This window comes from Vulcanisaeta distributa DSM 14429 (assembly GCF_000148385.1).
Taxonomy (GTDB): domain Archaea; phylum Thermoproteota; class Thermoprotei; order Thermoproteales; family Thermocladiaceae; genus Vulcanisaeta; species Vulcanisaeta distributa.
Genome location: NC_014537.1, coordinates 660,868 through 680,082 on the forward strand (window position 1 = coordinate 660,868; position 19,215 = coordinate 680,082).

14 protein-coding genes and 1 pseudogene are annotated in these 19,215 nt (G+C 48.8%); 11 read left to right on the forward strand and 4 right to left on the reverse strand.

Annotated features, from left to right (window positions below; translation table 11 throughout):
* Window positions 1–35 precede the first annotated feature (35 nt).
* From VDIS_RS03340 to VDIS_RS03350, 3 genes are all read right to left on the reverse strand, one after another.
* Window positions 36–2,159: an FMN-binding glutamate synthase family protein gene (locus tag VDIS_RS03340; protein ID WP_425358368.1), complete on the reverse strand. Its 2,124-nt coding sequence runs from the start codon at window positions 2,157–2,159 to the stop codon at window positions 36–38.
* Between the two features lie 189 nt (window positions 2,160–2,348).
* Window positions 2,349–4,325, reverse strand: coding sequence for a GltB/FmdC/FwdC-like GXGXG domain-containing protein (locus VDIS_RS03345; RefSeq protein WP_013335802.1), 1,977 nt, complete (start codon window positions 4,323–4,325; stop codon window positions 2,349–2,351).
* Between the two features lie 202 nt (window positions 4,326–4,527).
* Window positions 4,528–5,535 (reverse strand): isocitrate/isopropylmalate dehydrogenase family protein, encoded by a 1,008-nt coding sequence (locus VDIS_RS03350; RefSeq protein WP_013335803.1) that lies wholly within the window; start codon window positions 5,533–5,535, stop codon window positions 4,528–4,530.
* 100 nt (window positions 5,536–5,635) lie between these two features.
* Here VDIS_RS03350 and VDIS_RS03355 point away from each other — a divergent pair, with 100 nt between their 5' ends.
* Window positions 5,636–5,983 (forward strand): cupin domain-containing protein, encoded by a 348-nt coding sequence (locus VDIS_RS03355; protein WP_013335804.1) that lies wholly within the window; start codon window positions 5,636–5,638, stop codon window positions 5,981–5,983.
* Window positions 5,984–6,025: 42 nt separating this feature from the next.
* On the opposite strand, the gene VDIS_RS03360 is transcribed toward VDIS_RS03355, so the two are convergent.
* A complete protein-coding gene (locus VDIS_RS03360; protein ID WP_013335805.1) occupies window positions 6,026–7,159 on the reverse strand; it encodes a 2-isopropylmalate synthase in 1,134 nt (377 codons plus the stop codon).
* 298 nt (window positions 7,160–7,457) lie between these two features.
* Here VDIS_RS03360 and ilvB point away from each other — a divergent pair, with 298 nt between their 5' ends.
* The 10 genes and pseudogenes from ilvB to VDIS_RS03420 all read left to right on the forward strand — a co-directional run bounded on the left by ilvB (window position 7,458) and on the right by VDIS_RS03420 (window position 19,128).
* Window positions 7,458–9,197, forward strand: a complete 1,740-nt coding sequence (gene ilvB, locus VDIS_RS03365) for a biosynthetic-type acetolactate synthase large subunit (RefSeq protein ID WP_013335806.1) — start codon at window positions 7,458–7,460, stop codon at window positions 9,195–9,197.
* Complete coding sequence (locus VDIS_RS03370; protein ID WP_148678200.1) at window positions 9,187–9,468, forward strand: ACT domain-containing protein; 282 nt, start codon at window positions 9,187–9,189, stop codon at window positions 9,466–9,468. The genes ilvB and VDIS_RS03370 overlap by 11 nt, the downstream gene beginning before the upstream one ends.
* Window positions 9,461–10,444 (forward strand): ketol-acid reductoisomerase, encoded by a 984-nt coding sequence (gene ilvC / locus VDIS_RS03375; RefSeq protein ID WP_013335808.1) that lies wholly within the window; start codon window positions 9,461–9,463, stop codon window positions 10,442–10,444. The genes VDIS_RS03370 and ilvC overlap by 8 nt, the downstream gene beginning before the upstream one ends.
* A gap of 237 nt (window positions 10,445–10,681) precedes the next feature.
* The gene (locus VDIS_RS03380; protein WP_013335809.1) at window positions 10,682–14,362 is read left to right on the forward strand and encodes a hydrogenase iron-sulfur subunit; all 3,681 of its coding nucleotides are present in this window, start codon (window positions 10,682–10,684) and stop codon (window positions 14,360–14,362) included.
* Between the two features lie 5 nt (window positions 14,363–14,367).
* Window positions 14,368–14,667: a 4Fe-4S dicluster domain-containing protein gene (locus VDIS_RS03385; RefSeq protein ID WP_171804836.1), complete on the forward strand. Its 300-nt coding sequence runs from the start codon at window positions 14,368–14,370 to the stop codon at window positions 14,665–14,667.
* A gap of 69 nt (window positions 14,668–14,736) precedes the next feature.
* Window positions 14,737–15,885, forward strand: a pseudogene (locus VDIS_RS13000) (citrate/2-methylcitrate synthase).
* 166 nt (window positions 15,886–16,051) lie between these two features.
* Window positions 16,052–16,591 (forward strand): 2-oxoacid:acceptor oxidoreductase family protein, encoded by a 540-nt coding sequence (locus VDIS_RS03405; RefSeq protein ID WP_245522589.1) that lies wholly within the window; start codon window positions 16,052–16,054, stop codon window positions 16,589–16,591.
* Window positions 16,588–16,941 (forward strand): 4Fe-4S binding protein, encoded by a 354-nt coding sequence (locus VDIS_RS03410; protein ID WP_013335812.1) that lies wholly within the window; start codon window positions 16,588–16,590, stop codon window positions 16,939–16,941. Before VDIS_RS03405 ends, VDIS_RS03410 begins: the two co-directional genes overlap by 4 nt.
* Window positions 16,938–18,167, forward strand: coding sequence for a pyruvate flavodoxin/ferredoxin oxidoreductase (locus VDIS_RS03415; protein WP_013335813.1), 1,230 nt, complete (start codon window positions 16,938–16,940; stop codon window positions 18,165–18,167). The genes VDIS_RS03410 and VDIS_RS03415 overlap by 4 nt, the downstream gene beginning before the upstream one ends.
* Window positions 18,157–19,128: a thiamine pyrophosphate-dependent enzyme gene (locus tag VDIS_RS03420; protein WP_013335814.1), complete on the forward strand. Its 972-nt coding sequence runs from the start codon at window positions 18,157–18,159 to the stop codon at window positions 19,126–19,128. The genes VDIS_RS03415 and VDIS_RS03420 overlap by 11 nt, the downstream gene beginning before the upstream one ends.
* Window positions 19,129–19,215: the final 87 nt, after the last annotated feature.

Here is a 19,215-nt window from a genome sequence, read left to right on the forward strand (position 1 = left end):
TGGCATTAACTACTTATTATATTTTCAATCGGCAATTACCTATAAAGGACGTCCTCGCCTGCGAGCTTAACCATGAGCATGTCCCTAACCCTACCACTTAATGCCCTGAGTAATTCCCTATTGCCAATTATTGACTGTAATGAGTATATGCCGGCTGCACCAAGGAGTTGGGCAATCTCCCTCTTAATGCCCGTTAGGAACCTCATTAGCCTAAGCCTAAAGTCCTCAATACTCTCATAACCATGCAGAGCCCTCTCCACAAAACCGCTTATGATGACCGCATCCGCGCCAAGGGCCACCAACTTAACAATATCACCACTACTCCTAACGCTGGGCATGTGTATTATCAAGTCCACGTAATCCCTAACACCCCTCCTCCTAAGCTCCAAATCAAGCCTCACCAGGATTGCCTCTGGGTGGTCATCACTAACGTCAATTATCACGCCACTAAACCGACTAACACCCCTCACCAACTCATTCACCGCATTACTAACCTCATCAACACCTGTGACCTTCAGGTACGTGGGCACGTCAATGCCAGACCCAACCCGCCCTGCATGATCAATCACAAGCGCGCCCAAGCCATTCACGTACCTATCCCACATAACTCTCATCAAGTGCTTATTATCTGTCACGTCCACGCCCTCGAGATCTATCATCACGGAGTTCGCCCTGACCACGAATTTAGCGGCCTTAATGAGGTCATCATCCCAGGTCCTTGGAGGCTTAATTATCACTGGCATGGAGAGCCACAGCCTACCGCCGGCGAGTATCGTTGAGACGTCTATGTCCTCCCTATATGGGTCTATGGCTGGCTTCGTGACTTGGGCACCATCAAACCTAAGCCAATCAATCAACCTCTTCGGAGGCTCAACCTCAGGGGGTCCATTACTACCCATGCTGACTATGACCACGTCACCGCTCCTCACGAGTTGTGTCACGTATATTGAGTAGTCAGGGGTCCAGACATCGCCCTTGCTCGTAATATCACCATCACCGGTATCGCAATTTACGCTCTTAATGCCCAGCACCCTAGCCGTGACCTCATCAATACAGTGACCCCGTAATAGGTCCCTCCTACCCACAAGCCTCCTAACATCGTCAATACCCAGGTGGTCCAGGATTAACCTTAATTCCTCCATAAACGCCACTAGGAAGTTCCTTGAGGACCTTAGTGCGAATTCGTAATCAACAATCACAGACCCATCGGCAATTTTACTTGTTATCCCCGCCGGGCAATTACCCCTATGGCATGTCCTAGCCATGGCGCACCCCATGGATATCAGTAGGGCTGTTCCAAGGGCGATAGCGTCCGCACCAAGGGCCATGAGCTTCGCCGCATCATCCGCCGTGGAGACCCTGCCGGAGGCTATTAATGTAATTCTATCCCTCAGACCCTCCTCCCTGAGCATCCTATCGGCGGAGGCCACGGCTAACTCAATGGGTATGCCCACGTTATCCCTAACCACCAATGGCGTGGCCCCCGTACCAGCCCCATGACCATCGATTATTACACCATCGGCGCCCATCCTGGCTATGCCCGTAACTATGTACGGCGTATAATTTGTGGCGGCGATCTTCACAAACACGGGCTTACCCGTCGCCTCCTTAAGCGCGTCAATCCTTTGCTTCAAGTCCTCGATGGAGTATATGTCATGGTGTGGCGCGGGCGATAGTGCATCAACACCCACTGGTATCCTCCTGACCTGGGATATGACCGAGGTAACCTTGGAGCCAGGTAGGTGACCGCCAATGCCGGGCTTTGCACCCTGCCCGATCTTAATTACTATGCCCATGCCAGCCATCAACGTGTTTATGTCAACGCCAAACCTAGCCGAAGCCCATTGAACAAATATTCTCCTATGCCTAGCAACCTCTGGGTGAAGCCCACCTTCCCCGGTGCCGCTGATGAGCATCAACTCATCAGCGAGCTCCGCCTCTACGACATTTGGGACCCCGGCGAGGGACCCAAAGGACATGTCTGCCAGGTATATGGGTGCGGATACCTCAATACCCCCTATGAACGACGTGAGGCTAGCCCTGCCCCTCTCATTACCCACCAACCTAATTTCGTCAATTCCAAAATCAACATTATCAAGAATCCTAAACCTCCTAACACCCCTCCTAAATACCCTAATTGGCCTACCGTGCATTGCCATCTCCCTAATCTCCTCAACAACGCCACTATGCCAGAAGTCGCTTGTTGGCCCCTTATTCGTCAACCTAATGAAGTCTTTAATTACCTGCCTGGGCCTTATATTGATTATATAATTCATTCAATGGTAAATCAATAACCTATTTATAAATATTACTAACCTATCTAAGTAATATATCAAAACTGTTAAGCATTACTCAGCGGTTATGATTGTGTATTTAGAGCCTAGTAAATAATCAATTATTGACTCATTTAGATTGAAATCATGGGCGAACTTACGTAGTATGGGCTCCAACTCCCTAACCTCGTCTTTATTCAGGTCTCTATACTCAATACTATTCCTCCTGACGTGCTCTGAACGCATTAACACATTGAGTAGCTTATTGATTTCGTCCTGCCCCAATCCCTCATCCTTTGATGCATCGAGGAATTCCCTGAGCTCGGAGTAAGATACTGTTAGGCCTACTTTATTCTCAGGTACTCTGCCCCTGATGTATATCCTGCCACCCACCATGCCACTACCCACGTGCTTACCGACCAATTGAATATTGCACTTATTCAGTGAGTCGATCCCGAGAACCATGATTACACCACCCGCCATGTACTCACCGAGGTAATCATCAACCCTACCACCAATTATTAAGTAAGGCCTCCTATCACGGTACTCACGCATTTGAATACCAGCCCTATTACCCGCGTTGCCCCTAACGAAGACCTCACCACCCTGCAGCGCCTGGGCTAGTATGTCCCTGGCGTCGCCATGTATTACCACCCTACCGCCGTGCATTGTGTCGGCAACGTCGTCCTGGGCATTACCATAAACCACAAACTCAACGCCATTATTCAGATTGGCCAATGAATTACCTGGGGTACCATATATCTCAACCCTGACATCCCTTATGCCGTGCCTCGGTAAGTTCACGCCTATGAATCTATGGCCCCTAACGTTTATGACCCTAATGACCCTATCACCACTCAACGCCCTCCTTAGTATTTCCTCATTCAGCTCCCTATAGCTAAGGCCCTCGGCATTTATGGCATCCCTACCAACGTAGGTTGGAAACGACCTCTGCGGGAAGAAGGTATCGACCTCCTCCTTAGCCCTACCCCATGAAATAATACCACGCCTTAATGAGGCTATGAAGTACCCACCCGGTTCGAGAGTCCAAACCCTGGCGCTTGGCGACACAGTCCTAATGGCAGCCTCCTCACTGGCCACGTAATAGTAGTAATCATCCATACCCACAACGAGGGGTCTCAACTTAAACCTATCGACTAATGCGATGAGGTAAAGATCGTCATTATGGTATATACCCATGAGTATTGCGAAGGGGCCGTCCAACATGGCCCACCTAAACTGCCTAATCAGTGATAGGGCATTACCGTCAGTTGCATACTTAGGTGATGCACCAATTAGTATCTTTATGGCGTCCTCAATGCTAAGCCCATGCACATTAATTAGGTAATGCATTAGGTATGCAGCTACCTCACTATCCGTACCCACGAACGAATTAAGGCCGTACCCATGGGATAGGGCATTCACGTGATTACCATAACTACTTAATTCGCCATTATGAACCACGGCAATATCCCCAACGGAAAATGGATGCGACCAATACGGCAGGTAGCCAGGCGAATTGGTTGGGAATCTTGTGTGGGCGATCCATAGGTCTGCCGTGTACTTCTCTATTCCATACGCGGACGCTATTTCGCTTGGGTAACCAACGCCCTTAAACACATTAACATGCTCGCCCCAGTAATAGACCCTGCCAGCCCTATCCTCCCACAACAGGTCATTAATGGAATTAACAATGCTCGTAAAATTAGAGCTGGACTTAGCATTGTTGAGGACCCTAACCTCCAAATCTATTATTGGCCCTAGCTTATTCCTAACCCTCACATCCATTAGGTCGATATCATTATCCCTCATCACAGACTTAATCGTGTCCATCGCATTACTCATTAATTCTCCCTTAACAAAAATGCCCATCCTAAGGCCCATGGATTCTTTATTAAATAGGGCAAAGCCTGAACCTAGCCCTGCACCCCTGAATTTGATGCTCTCTATAGCCCTGGCCACAAGATCACCATTAACCCTATCAGAACCCTCACCACGCCTAATAACACCAAATATTCCGCAATCCATGGGATACTTGACGATAAATACCATATGTATTGGCAATAAATAAGCATATGTAAGGAGTATTTAAGTTTTATATTTCTTAGGGGATTTGTAAATAAGTTATTTTTATTCCCTGGACGCTTATATATTAAATACTTGATGAAAATAACCGGGAATACATATGATTATTTCCAAAAATTAATTACAACATATAATTAGATATTTATCGATAATATTAACAGTTAATGATTCAGATGCGCTTAATGACCTCCGCAGTAAAGGATTCAGTAGTATAATTGCCTCCTAGGTCGGGCGTGTGTATTCCCTGGCTTAGGGCGTTGATTACGGCATTTTCAATGGCATTCCCTGCCATCACATAATTATTATTTCCCGTCTTTTCACCATACCACCTGAGCATCCATGCAGTACTTAGTATCATCGCCGTGGGGTTTGCAATCCCCTTACCGGCTATGTCGAAGGCTGCGCCGTGTATTGGCTCGAACAATGCCTTATTATCGCCCACGTTGGCTGAGGGCGCGAGCCCTATGCTGCCGGTTACGTAGGCCGCCAAATCGCTTAGTATATCGCCATATAGGTTTGTCGTGACTATGATGTCGAAGTCCTGGGGCCTCCTGACGAGATCCATGACCGCTGCATCTATGTACATTTCATTAATTGCCACCTCAGGATACTCCCTCGCAACTTCCCTAACGACACTCCTGAATAGGCCGTCTGACACCGTCAGTACATTGGCCTTATGCACGATGGTGACCCTCCTACGCCTAGTCCTCGCCATGTTGAGGGCCACCCTGGCAATGCGTTCACTGGCCCTCCTTGTTATTACCCTAAGGGCCACTGCCGTGTCATTGCTAAGCATGTACTCGGCCCTCACGTAGACATCCTCGGTATTCTCACGCACTATGACTAAGTCCACGCCGTCTCTAACCGCCTTAATCCCTGGGTAATTCCTCGCAGGCCTGATGTTAGCATATAGATCGAGCCCCCTCCTTAATTTAACAACTACATCACCCGCACTCTCACCAACAGGACCCTTCAGTATTGCTTCGGCATTCTCTATCATTGGCCAGTACCTACTTGGTAATGCCTCCCCATACTTCCTAATTGCATTATCGCCGGCCTCAACGTAGGCAATATCGATGTTTAAGCCGTACTTAGACGCAGCCATCTTAAGAACTTCAATGGCTGACCTGGTCACCTCAGGCCCAATGCCGTCACCCTCAATTACGGCTATCCTCATCGGGAGTAATTACATAGCCTATTTTTATGTATTGCCAACCTATAGAAAGTACTGATAATTCTAGATTAGCACTTAAAAATTCAAATCGTATGATTAAGCGATGGCCCTACTTAAGTATGAGGAATCCAATTGGGAAAGGCTTGGAAATTTAATCTATAGAAAACACATGCACGGACTCAGGGTGACAGTTGCCCAATTCAAGCTGCTAAAGGGCTCCGTCGTCAAACCGCACTCCCATACCCATGAGCAGGTCTCGATAGTGGTCAAAGGCAGATTGAGGTTTACTGTGGATAATGAGGTGTACATAGCGGAGCCCGGTGATGTAGTTCATATACCCCCGAATACTATACATAGTGTTGAGGCTCTTGAGGATTCGCTCGTAATCGATGTTTACTCACCAATTAGAGATGATTGGTTGAGGGGTGAGGATAGGTATTTGAGGGAGTAGGGTACTCTAAATTTTGAATGAAGCAAAATACTCATCGCAGTTTCAGTTCAATTTGTCGTTACCGTGATTAAGCACCTCCATCACTATGCGCTTAATATCCTCCTCAGAAGCCCTAATGCCCATGTCACCCAACTCCTTAACCCTCCTTAGCACTGCACTAACAATGTCATCGCGTGGCTCAATACCCATGGACTTAAGGACATAAATTATCGAATGCCTACCACTGTGCTTTCCAACGACTATCCTCCTATTCATACCCACTGCTCCCGGGTCTATTGGCTCGTATGTTAGTGGGTTCGAGAGGACTCCGTGAACGTGGATACCAGACTCATGCGAAAAGGCGTTAGCCCCAACAATGGCCTTGTTGGGTGGTACAGGTATCCCAAAGAGCTTAGAGACTAAATCAGAAACCTCCTTAATCTTCTCGAACCTGATCCCAACATCATAATTAAGTAGGAACCTCACGGCAGCCGCGATCTCCTCAAGCGCCGCATTGCCTGCTCTCTCGCCAACACCGTTTATAGTTCCATGGGCCTGGTCAGCCCCAGCCTCAATGGCAGCCACGCTATTTGCCACGGCCATCCCAAAGTCATCGTGACAATGCACACTCAGTAAGTAATTGCCCCTAACATTCTCCCTAACGAACCTAACGAGTGATGCCATCTTACTTGGCCACATCACGCCTACGGTATCCGCAATATCGAGCCTATCAGCACCCGCATTAACAACCTCCTGGAAAACCCTGACCAGGAACTTAGGGTCACTCCTCGTCGCATCCTCCGCGCTGAATTCCACGGTTAGGCCATGGGACTTTGCATAACTTACTGCGTTCACGGCTGCCTCAACCACCTCCTCCCTATTCATCCTGAGTTTATACCTCATGTGTAGGTCTGACGTGGCTATGAAAATGTGTATGGCATTCACGTCGGCATCAATCGCCTTATCAATATCCTCCCTCCTGGTCCTCGCCAACGCAATAACTTCCGAATTACTTACCTCCCTGGCTATTGACTTAACGGCCCTAAACTCACCCTCACTAACTATTGGAAAGCCAGCCTCAATAGAGTCGACACCCAACTCCTCAAGCTTTAACGCAATTAGTAACTTATCCTCGGGTTTCAGGGCAACACCAGGGGTTTGCTCACCATCCCTGAGCGTCGTATCTAACAGTCTCACGTATTTATTTCCAGGGGAAGCCCTAACTACGTCTCCCTGAGCAATCTAACCCACCGGATCATGTAATAAAAATACCTTATTTAAGTATTTCCCTAAGATATAGATTTAACCATAACCGATTAGTGATTCACATTATATTAGTTATATGGCGGAAAAGCTTAAATATTCTATAAATTGACTTATGTCTGATGAGGTGCTTTATTCTTTACGTATGATGCGGATGAAAATAATAGGGAAAGTAATGAGTTGAGTCCGCGGTCAAACCATGCGGTGATTATGCATGGAGTGAGTGCGTCGGGTGATTATAGTGCCTAGGGCCGTTGATTTATTGGTTAGGGAGATGGAGGGCATGGGCGTTAGGGAGGTCTTTGGCATTATTGGTGGCCAGATAATGCCGTTCTTTGATGCGTTATATAACTCTGATATTAAGGTTTATATGTTTAGACATGAGCAGGGCGCAATACATGCCGCGGACGCCTACGGCAGGGTCATGAAGAGGCCCATGACCGTGGTCGTCACGTCAGGTCCAGGCGCCACAAACCTACTCACTGGGCTTGCAAACGCAATGATGGATTCATCACCACTAATAGCAATAACCGGTCAGGTCCCAACTGCGTTCTTCGGGAGGGATGCGTTTCAGGAGACGGACATAGTTGGCGCGACCATGCCGGTCACCAAGCACACATTCATGGTTAAGAGACCTGAGGACTTAGTCCCCGTGTTTAGGGCTGCTTATGAAATATCGATTGACGGTAGGCCGGGTCCAGTCGTCATAGACTTGCCGAGGGATGTGCAGTTAACGGATGTCGACCCAGCAATTGTTAGGGGTAGGGTGATAAGGATAGTCAGGAAGGCAATCCCAGAGCCCGACCCCTCATTAATTGCCTATGCACTTAAGCTACTCCTAACTGCCGAGAGGCCCGTGATGCTGGTTGGCGGTGGTGTTTGCTGGAGTGGGGCGACTAATGAGGTCTTGACCCTCGCCGAGCTAATGGGCATGCCCATAGTCACCACACTGCCAGGTAAGAACTGCGTGCCTAGTAACCACCCACTGGTTATGGGTCCCTCGGGGATGCACGGTAGGCTTGAGGCCGATGCAGCCATAATAAATGCCGACGTAATACTCGCCGTAGGTACGAGATTCAGTGATAGGACTGTGGGCAACTTCAATGAGTTCAGGAGGGGTAGGAAGATAATACATATAGACATTGATAGGAGTGAGATTGGTAAGAATGTCAAGCCTGAGGTCGGTATTGTCGGTGACGCTAAGGCAGTCTTATCAACCATGATTAAGCTAGTGCCCAAAGCCCTTGAGAGAAGGCATGATGCGTTCATTAAGTGGTTAAGGAGTATTAAGGAGAGTTATGAGGAGTATAGGAGGAGGGTCGACATTAATGGGTTCGCACCATGGAAGGTCCTGAAGGTCCTTAGGGAGGTGATGCCGCCGTACTCGATAACCACGACGGGGGTTGGTAGCCACCAGATGTGGTGTGAGCTTCACTGGGACGTCTATGTGCCTGGAACCTTCATAACAAGTGCGGGCCTTGGGACAATGGGGTTTGGATTACCCGCAGCCCTGGGTGCGAAGATTGCCAGGCCTGGCGTGCCCGTGCTCGATATTGATGGTGATGGGTCATTCCAAATGACTATGCAGAACCTAGCCCTTGTCCGCGAGTACGGCCTACCCGTGATAGTGACTATATTTGACAATTCAACACTCATGCTCGTTAGGCATTGGCAGGTAATGCTGTATAATAAGAGGATAATCGCCGTGGACTTCAACGTAAACCCAGACTTCATGAAGATTGCCGAGGCCTACGGGATAGAGGGCGTTAGGCCGAGTAGCTATGATGAGTTGAGGAGTGCTGTGGCGAGGGCCGTTAGGAATAATGAGGCGTTGATTGTTGACGTAACCATTGATAGGGAGAGGGACTTCGTGCTACCCTTCGTGCCATCGGGCAAGTGGCTTGAGGAGGTCATACTACCGGAGGGCTTTAGGATCGACCTTAGGTACCCAGGTGATGACTATGGAGGGTGACTTCTTGATAGAGGTCATAATGAGTAATGAGGTTAACACATTCGATGCCGTAGTCAGGGCTATGAACGTGATCAGGAGGGGTAAGGTAACGATTAAGCACATGGTGATAGACATGAGTGACTCGGTGATCAAGGTCTCCATTAGGGCTAGGGGCGAGGAGGATGAGGTTAGGTGGGTCTGTAATAAACTTGATAAGCTCTACGATGTGGTAAATGTTAAATATATGCCCGAAGAAGTACACATGAATAAGGTGGTGATTAGTAATGGCTAGGATATACAAAGATGGGGATGCGGATCTATCGGTGATAAGGGGTAAGGTAGTGGCTGTGCTTGGTTACGGCATTCAGGGTAGGGCGTGGGCCTTAAACATGAGGGATAGTGGTGTCAAGGTCATTGTTGGCGTCAGGCCTGGCAAGAGCTTTGACCTGGCTCGGCAGGAGGGCTTTGAGGTCTACCCAGTGGGTGATGCGGTTAGGAGGGCCGACATAATAGCGGTCCTACTACCCGATATGGTACAGCCAAGTGTTTGGGGGTCTGAGATCGCGCCGGGCCTTAGGCGTGGCATGACTGTGGTGTTTGCCCATGGCTTCAACATTAGGTTTGGGTTAATAAGGCCGCCAAGTGATGTGGACGTAGTCCTAATAGCGCCCAAAGCCCCAGGTAAGGCCGTTAGGGATGAGTTCGTTAGGGGTTGGGGAGTCCCGGCACTCGTCGCAGTTCACCAGGACTTCACGGGGAGTGCCCTGAAGACGGCATTGGCGATTGCCAAGGCCAATGGGTTCACGAGAGTGGGTGTAATAGAGACGACCTTCGCCGAGGAGACGGAGACCGACCTAATCGGTGAGCAGAACGTGCTTGTTGGCGGGCTACTGCAGTTGTTGAGGTATGGTTTTGAGGTTATGGTGGAGCTCGGTTACCAACCTGAGGTGGCTTACTTCGAGGCCATTAATGAGGCTAAGCTAATAATGGACCTGATATGGGAGAGGGGACTCACTGGGATGCTTCTAGGTGTTAGTGAGACTGCCAGGTACGGTGGCTTGACGGTTGGGCCGTACGTAATTAATGAGGATGTTAAGAGGAGGATGAAGGAGGCTGCCGAGAAGGTTAGAAGTGGCGAATTTGCTAAGGAGTGGATTGCGGAGTATCAGAGGGGTGCGCCAAGGCTCAGGGAGTTACTTGAGCAGGTTAGTAATAGCCAGGTTGAGAGGGTTGGCGAGTTCCTAAGGCAGTTAATGAGAAGCAAGTAAGCCCCTATTCTAAAATTCATTAACCTTCAAAAATAAACAATCCATAATTCTCGCCCATTACCCACTGTATGACTGAAGGGCCACCGGACCGCTTATTAATTATGATAATTATGAATTATAAATCATGATTATATATTATGAATAATTTTCAATAATTTAGAGGTTAGTCTATTGACTTATTAATCTTTCATTTTTGACTTAGGCAAAATTTTTAATTCACGGCATAACTCATTAACCGTGAATTATAGGGCACTGGATGTTAATCGCGTGAAGAGGCCGTTGGGTAGGCTTAAGATTACGCCGGAAATGTGCATTGGCGATGAACTGTGCGTTAAGAGGTGCCCAATGGGTATCCTGGAGCTAACTAGGGAGGAGGTTAATCCAAGGGGTTATCATTATGTCAGGATTAAGCCCGGTAAGGAGGTTGATTGCGTGGCATGTGGTATATGCGAAAAGGTCTGCCCAACAAACGCCATATATGTCGAGCATGAGGAGGAAATAACAATCAAGGATTACTTAATGAAGATTGACAAGACTAAGGTCACGCAGGAGAGTGCCACTAACAATAGGGTCCTTGTGATTGGTGGTGGTATTGCTGGTGTTGAGGCTGCTCTTGCTTTGGCTGGCATGGGTTATAGGGTTACGCTTGTTGAGAAGTCCCCGGCCATCGGCGGTAAGATGGCAATGCTCGACAAAACATTCCCAACCCTCGACTGCTCAATATGCATAGAAGGACCATTAATGAGCGATACCTCGAATAATAGGAACATCGAGGTATTAACGCTGGCAGAATTAATGGAGTTAAAAGGTGAACCAGGCCATTATAGGGCTAAGATCCTCGTCAAGCCGAGGTACGTGACCAACGAATGCACTAAGTGCGGGTTGTGTGAGGGCGTGTGCCCCGTGGTGGTTCCAAGCGAGTATAATGCGGGTATTGGCCTTAGGAAGGCCATATACCTACCATTCCCACAGGCGGAGCCCGGCATCTACGCCATAGACCCAGACCTATGCCTAAACAAGCCCCCTGAGAACATAGCCTGCAATAGGTGCGTTAGTGTCTGTGAGCCTAGGACCATACTATTCACCATGATGCCCAGGATAATCGAGAGGGAGGTGGCGGCAGTCATAGTGGCCACGGGATACGAACTAGAGGGTGGCGAGGTATTGACTAAGTATGGCTATGGAAAACACCCTGACGTACTCACGGCAATGGAGTTCGAGAGGCTCGTCAACGCCACGGGACCATCATTAGGCGAGGTGGTTAAACTAAGTAATCATGGACACCCGAGGAAGGTCCTATTCATATCCTGCATAGGCTCTAGGACGAGTAGGGCAAACCCATACTGCTCAAAGGTCTGTTGCGAGTACCTGCTTAAGCAAGCCATTTACGCGAAGAATCACGGCATTGATGACGTCACCATATTATACATGAATGACGTTAGGACCTACGGCAAGGGTTTCGAGAACCTATACCAAAGGGCTGTTGAGAGAGGCGTCAGGATAGTCCATGGTAGGCCATTGGTAATAGGCCCTGTCAACGGTTCAATAAGGGTTAAGTACGAGGATACGCGGAGTGGGGAGGTCAGGGTTGAGGATTACGACATGGTTGTCCTGGCACCAACCATGAGGCCACCTAAGGACATGCAGAGACTAGCCAATGCATTGGGTCTCGAACTTGATAGGTACGGCTTCATCAAGGTAAACCCGGCAAATCCCGTTGAGACAAACATCCCCGGCATATTCGTGGCAGGGAGCGCCTCCGGGCCCACGGACATTACGGAGTCAGTACTCATGGGCTTAGCCGCGGCGGCCCAGGCCGTGGGCTTCATGGGCAAATCCATAATAGAGACTGAGGAGTTTAGTGAAACCATAGAGGCGGAGAAGCCGAGGATAGGCGTCTTTGTTTGCCACTGCGGTAGTAATATAGCCGGTATCGCCGATGTGAACGAGTTGGTCAAGTTTTCGAGGGGATTGCCTGGCGTGGTCCATGCCGAGGACATACCCTTCGCCTGCTCGAAGGCTGGGTTAGACCGAGTCGCCGAGTCAATAAAGAGGAATAACCTTAACAGAGTCGTTGTTGCGGCCTGCTCACCGGCAACTCACCTTAGGTTTTTCCGGGATTCTGCGAGGAGGGCTGGTCTTAATCCGTATCTCGTGGAGATGACGAACATTAGGAACCTGGATACGTGGGTCCACAACGATAGGAAGGTGGCCACAGAAAAGGCAAAAGACATGATAAGAATGGCCGTGGCCAAGGCATCACTCATGAGGCCCTTCAGACCCGAGAAGCTCGGTATAATTAAGAGGGCGTTAGTCATCGGTTGCGGCCCCGCGGGGCTAGCGGCTGTTAATGCCCTCGTTAATGCGGGTGTTGAGACCATGGTGGTTGAGCTAGGGAGTAAGTGCGGTGGTCCTTATCTAAACGACTTCGTGATTAGGTACTTACCAGAGGGTATCAGGGCTAAGGAGGTGGTTAACAAATTGCTTAAGGTTCTTGAGAACCCCAGGGTTAAGGTTTATTACGGAACCACGGTTAAGGACGTGTCTGGCTTCACGGGTAACTTCCACGTTATCCTAAGCAACGGTGTCGAACTCGACGTAGGCGCAATAATAGTGGCCACGGGAGCCAGCCCTGTCAATACCGTTAACTACAAAGCTGGCAATGGACTTAATGTCATGACTATACACGACTTAATCAATGGTGGTTTAAACGTCGGTAATGACGTGTTATTCATCGACCTATGTAACAAGCCGTATTGCCAAGCCGTAATGTTTAACACTGCGTTAACCCTGAGGAGGGCAGGTAAGAATGTGTACGTGGTCGTTAGGGATATCATGATGGTTGGGACACAGTATGAGGACTTGTATAGGGAGGTTAGGAGGGCTGGCGTTACAATACTGAGGGTTCCAAGGGATGGCAATGTCATGAACCACGTGGTGCTCAATCACGACACTGCCGTGATTAGGGATGTGGAGCTTGGTGAAGACGTGACAGTACGCATAGACTCAGTCATACTTAACACGCCCATGAAGCCCAACTCAGACGAGGTTTCAAAGATATTGAGGCTTTCTAAGGATCAGGAGGGCTTCCTGATGGAGGCCCACCCGAAGCTCGGCCCGGTGGACACCATGACCCCGGGAATATTCGTAGCCGGTGCTGTTAGGGCTCATAGGGGCTTTGGCGAGGCTGTCCTGGAGGGTTACGCGGCAGCTGCCAGGGCATTGACGCTATTGTCTAGGGACTACATAATTAAGGAGGTCTCAGTGCCAAGGGTGGACCCGGGTAAATGCGTTGGTTGCTTGCTATGCGTTAAAGCTTGCCCGTACGGCGCCATCAAGGGTGAGCCTGGTAAGCCCGTCACGATAAACCCCGCCGCTTGCCAGGGCTGTGGTTCATGTGTTGGTGAGTGCCCATACGGTGCATTGGATATGGACCTGCTTAGTGATGATGCTATTTTGGCTCAGGTTGAGGCTGCCTTGGCTGAGGAGCCTGAGAAGAAGGTGATAATGTTCACATGCGCCTACTGCTCCTACTACGCGGCCGATAACACGGGGATACTGAAGCTTCAGTATCCACCGCATATTAGGATAATTAGGTTACCATGTAGCTCAAGGCTTAATTGGAGGCATGTTAAGCGTGCTTTTGAGCTTGGTGCTGCCGGTGTGTTTGTGACTGGTTGTAGGCTTGGTGACTGCCACTACATAACCGCAAACTACAACACAGTAAGAAGATTCGAAAACTGGAAAAAGAGACTAAAAAACATAGGCGTGAGAGAAGAAAGATTCCAACTGAGACTATTCGGTGCGCCGGACGTTAAGGACTTCATAGAGGCTGCTAATGAGGCGAAGAGGATTGTTGAAACAGTGACTAGGGAAGAGATTGAAATGACAAAACAAAAAATCAAGCAAATAAGGTGATGAAAATGGCCGTGGCAAACCCCACACTTAAGGAGGAGTTACTCAGGTTTGAACCCACGGCATCACTATGCTACCAATGCGGTACGTGCACCACGGTTTGCCCAATGTCTGAGTTCGGGTTGAACACAAGGTTGGTAATGAAGTTGGCGAACTTAGGGGTAATAAATGATTGGGTGCGTAAAGTCATATGGCTATGCACGGGTTGTGGCTTATGTCAGGAGAACTGTCCAAACGAAATTAGAATACCCAACGTGATTAGGTTCATCAGGTCAAAGGTGATAATCGAGCAACGAAGAGGTAGGTAATGCGATAAATTATCATTATCAAAAATAAACAAATTTTATCAAAGGGACTTACACCCCATATAGAACTTCATGACCCTCAAGCCAGAGATTAAGTGGGGATTGGAAGGCATTTATGTTAAGGAAAGTAGCATATGCCTAATAGACCTTGACAATGCTAAGATATACTACAGGGGTTATGAACTGAGTGACCTCGCCCTTAAATCCACATTCGAGGAAACCGCATATTAATACTCAGGGGTAAACTACCGAGCAGGACAGAGCTAAGGGAGTTCACTAGTGAATTGTCTTCAAATAGAGAATTACCCAAAGAATTACTGGCGCTCCTCAGGGGTTTACCCAATGGCCTTAGGCCCATTGACGTACTTAGACTAAGCATCGATTACCTGGGCACCCTCGACAGGGAGGCAATGTCTAAGGGACCTAATGAAGAGGCTAAGGCAATTAGGCTAATAGCCATGGCGCCGACCGTTGTCGCAACTACCATAGGCTGACCATGGATAGCTCAGTGCCGAGTCCCAGGACAGACCTAAACCATGTGGCTAATTATTATTACATGTTTTTCGGTAGGGAACCCAGTGATGAGGAGCTTAGGGCTTTGGAGACTATGTTCATAACGTACATGGAGCACGGCATGAACAACTCCTCGTTCACAGCCGTGACCGTGGCATCCACATTAACAGACATATACTCAGTGATTGTGGCAGCACTCTCAAGCTTAAAGGGCCCATTACATGGCGGCGCTAACTTTGAGGCCTTGAAGACGATAATCGAGGTCGGTGACCCAAGCCGCGCGGAGGAGTATGTCATTGATAAGGTGAGGAGGGGTGAAAGATCATAGGGTTTGGGCATAGGGTGTATAAGAGGTTTGCAGATCCAAGGACAACCTACCTAAAGGACCTGGCTAGGAAGTTAGCGGTGAGTAGGGGCGGTTATTATTTAAGACTTTTCGAGACGGCGAGGGCGCTTGAGGATGCGGTTGAGAAGCACCTGGGCCATAAGGGCGTACATGCCAATACCGATCTCTACGCATCCCTAATATACTACATGCTGGGCTTTCCAATGGAGTATAACCCAGCCAATTTCGCGCTGGCCAGGATAGTTGGTTGGGTGGCTCACGTAATTGAGTACTGGGGCATGAATGGCAAATTAATAAGGCCTATGGAGTACTACGTGGGTCCACGCGACTTAAAGTATTTACCAATTAGTGAAAGGGAGTGAGAAGGGATTATTTCATTTATGCCGTGGTAATGATGACCTCATTAATTGCACTAGGGATTTTCTACAGTGGACTAATTTCATTATTATAAATACTTAAAAATTTGTAAAATTGTTTATAACCAATCATACCCAATGAAGATTTAATATGACGGGTGAAAGTTATGAAATGGTGTTCTTCGGCAGAGGTGGGCAGGGCGCCGTAACCGCAGCGCAGATAATGGCGTTGGCGGCTGTGGGTAAGGGATTATACGCATTAGCATACCCAGAGTTTGGACCAGAGAGGAGAGGTGCGCCTGTTAGGTCGTACTTGGCAATATCCAATGAGCCAATAGAGGTTAGGGAGCCCATAGAGAGGCCTAATATATCCATAGTCTTTGGCCCAGACCTACTAAGGGTTAACCCAGAAATACCTGAGAGGACGCGTGATTACATAATCGTTAACTCAAGGCGTTATGAGACTGTTGAGCCGTATTTAAGGGGTTTTGGCGGTGGTATAGTTCATATAAATGCGTATGACCTATCAACTAAGTACTTGGGTAGGGCTATAGTTAATACGGCGATGCTTGGGGCGTTATTAAAGGTCTTTGATGCCTTAACGGTTGATGATGTCGCTAATGCGGTGCTGAGGGTCTTTGGCGGTAAATTGGGTAAGGCGAATGCGGAGCTCATTAGGGTAGCGTATAATGAGGCGCGGGTGATTAGATGAGCACAGGCGCCTGGGCGCCAAAGAGCATCAAGTTGCTGGGTTGGAGGGAGTTACCTGCCATTGGTGGTTATGTAATAGAGCCGATGAGCACGGCAAGGAATAACACGGGTTCCTGGAGGACCGAGAAGCCCGTGATAAACCAAGACCTGTGCATTAGGTGTAGGACCTGCTGGACATACTGCCCCGAGCCGGCGATACTGGAGCTCGATAAGCCCTACATTACTAAGGATGGTAGGAAATACGACATAACCTACGAGATTGATTACGACCACTGCAAGGGCTGTGGGATATGCGCTCACGAATGCCCAGTCAAGGCGATAACCATGATACCCGAGGGTGTTGAAGAATGAGCTTGGCAACGGTTGAGTCAAGGATTAGGAGGGGTATCGTCAGGGATAGGATAGCCGTAACCTCAAACCACGCGGCAGCCTACGCCGCTAGGGATGCCGAGGTCGACGTTGTGGCGGCATACCCAATAACACCGCAGACGCCAGCCGTTGAGAAGATCGCGGATTTTATAGCAAATGGTGAGATGAGCGCCGAGTACATACCCGTTGAGTCGGAGCACAGCGCACTATCAGCGTTAATAGGGGCCTCGGCGGCCGGCGCCAGGACGTTCACCGCAACCTCAAGCCAGGGACTCTTCTATATGTTTGAATTACTCTACATAGCGTCGGGCCTGAGGCTTCCAATAGTCATGGCCCTGGCCACGAGGGCTGCCTCCGCGCCCATATGCATTCATGGTGATTACCAGGACTTAGCCTCGGTTAGGGACTCTGGGTGGATAGTCATGATTGCCTCCTCTGCTCAGGAGGTTTATGATTCGATTATTATGGCGTATAGGATTGCCGAGGATGGTAGGGTCCTGCTGCCCGTCATGGTCGCGTACGACGGATTCCTAATGAGCCACACCACAGAACCCGTGGAGTTGTATGACCTGGACGTGATTAGGAGGTTTGCGCCAAAGAAGATAGATAGGCCAATACTAGATAGCAGGAGGCCAATAACGATGGGCGTGATGGCAGTGCCTGAGTGGTACTATGAAATCAAGTACCAATTAATCGATGCAATGCATAACTCAATGAGTGTTATTAAGGAGGTTCATGATGAGTTCAATAAGACCTTTGGTAGGGATTATAGGTTAATTGAGGGGTATAGAATTGACGATGCGGACTACGTGGTACTATCCTACGGCGGCATCTGGGGCAATACCAAGAGGGCTGTTGACCTGGCTAGGAAGAGGGGTGTTAGGGCTGGCGCCCTGAGACTCAGGTTATTTAGGCCATTCCCAACCGATGAGTTAGTGAGGGCTGTTGAGGGTGTTAAGGCTGTGGCAGTAATCGATAGGGCGGTCAGCCCAGGGGCGCCGATCGAGGGTCCCGTGGCATTGGAGGTCGCGTCAGCGCTAAGGTCCAGGGGCTTGGATGTGCCTGTCGTTTCTGTGGTTCACGGGCTGGGCCAGAGGACCGTGTTTTCGAGGGATATTGAGGAATTGATCAGGATATTAAACACATCGGAATTAACGAAACTAATGAGGAATACGCTGTACATGGGTGTGAGGGAGTATGGTGGTTAAGGTTAGGCTTGCCAAGTCGCTCTTTGATATACCCAGGGAGGAATACTTAGCACCTGGCCACACGGCTTGCCCGGCCTGCGGTGCTACCCTGGCCGCTAGGTTAATACTCAAGGCATCAGGGCCAGACGTGATCATAGTGAACCCAACGGGTTGTCTGGAGGTCACGACAACAATATACCCATACACGGCGTGGGGAGTCCCATACATACACGTGGCCTTTGAGAACGCGGGTGCCGTTGCATCGGGTATTGAGGCCGCCATAAAGGCCCTTAATAAGAATGGCTTGTTGAGGAGGAGTACCAGGGTCATAGCCATTGCTGGTGATGGTGGTACTTTTGATATTGGTTTGCAGTCTCTTAGTGGTATGCTTGAGCGTGGTCATGGTGTGCTCTACGTGCTTTATGATAATGAGGCATACATGAACACCGGGATACAAAGAAGCGGAGGAACACCTAAGTTCGCGAAAACAACCACAATGCCTGCTGGAACTATCATTAGAGGTAAAATACAGAGGAAGAAGGACATCATGAGCATCGTCATTGCCCACCACATTCCATATGCGGCAACGGCTAACGTAGCCTACCCAATTGACTTAGTGAATAAGGTTAGGAAGGCGTTGTCGTACCTCGATGAGGGTCCTGCCTTCATACACGTACTAGCACCATGCCCACCAGGCTGGGGATTTCCCGATGAGAGAATGATTGAGATTGCCAGGCTCGCCACAGAGACAGGCTACTTCCCACTATACGAGTGGGACCATGATAGATTAATCATAAATCCACCAAGCGACATGTATATGGATAGAAGACTGCGTAAGCCATTAAGGGAGTTTGTTAAAGCTCAGTCCAGGTGGTCTCACATAACTGATGAGGAAATAAAGGAGCTTGAGAAGGATGTTGATGACTTCCTGAATTACCTGTGGCGATTATCAATGAGCTCAGGGGTTTCGATCCTCTACTGATAACTGCCTTTCGACGCCTTAATTCATTATTTAGATTTAACAATGGAATTCCATGAAGAAAAATGGTAGTAATGTTATTCATAACCT

Excerpts from the sequence above, each read along its gene's own strand:
- VDIS_RS03340 (WP_425358368.1), bottom strand. The coding sequence starts at position 2,159 with ATGGCAATGCACGGTAGGCCAATTAGGGTATTTAGGAGGGGTGTTAGG.
- VDIS_RS03345 (WP_013335802.1), bottom strand. The coding sequence starts at position 4,325 with ATGGTATTTATCGTCAAGTATCCCATGGATTGCGGAATATTTGGTGTT.
- VDIS_RS03350 (WP_013335803.1), bottom strand. The coding sequence starts at position 5,535 with ATGAGGATAGCCGTAATTGAGGGTGACGGCATTGGGCCTGAGGTGACC.
- VDIS_RS03355 (WP_013335804.1), top strand. The coding sequence starts at position 5,636 with ATGGCCCTACTTAAGTATGAGGAATCCAATTGGGAAAGGCTTGGAAAT.
- VDIS_RS03370 (WP_148678200.1), top strand. The coding sequence starts at position 9,187 with ATGGAGGGTGACTTCTTGATAGAGGTCATAATGAGTAATGAGGTTAAC.
- ilvC (WP_013335808.1), top strand. The coding sequence starts at position 9,461 with ATGGCTAGGATATACAAAGATGGGGATGCGGATCTATCGGTGATAAGG.
- VDIS_RS03385 (WP_171804836.1), top strand. The coding sequence starts at position 14,368 with ATGGCCGTGGCAAACCCCACACTTAAGGAGGAGTTACTCAGGTTTGAA.
- VDIS_RS03405 (WP_245522589.1), top strand. The coding sequence starts at position 16,052 with ATGGTGTTCTTCGGCAGAGGTGGGCAGGGCGCCGTAACCGCAGCGCAG.
- VDIS_RS03410 (WP_013335812.1), top strand. The coding sequence starts at position 16,588 with ATGAGCACAGGCGCCTGGGCGCCAAAGAGCATCAAGTTGCTGGGTTGG.
- VDIS_RS03415 (WP_013335813.1), top strand. The coding sequence starts at position 16,938 with ATGAGCTTGGCAACGGTTGAGTCAAGGATTAGGAGGGGTATCGTCAGG.
- VDIS_RS03420 (WP_013335814.1), top strand. The coding sequence starts at position 18,157 with ATGGTGGTTAAGGTTAGGCTTGCCAAGTCGCTCTTTGATATACCCAGG.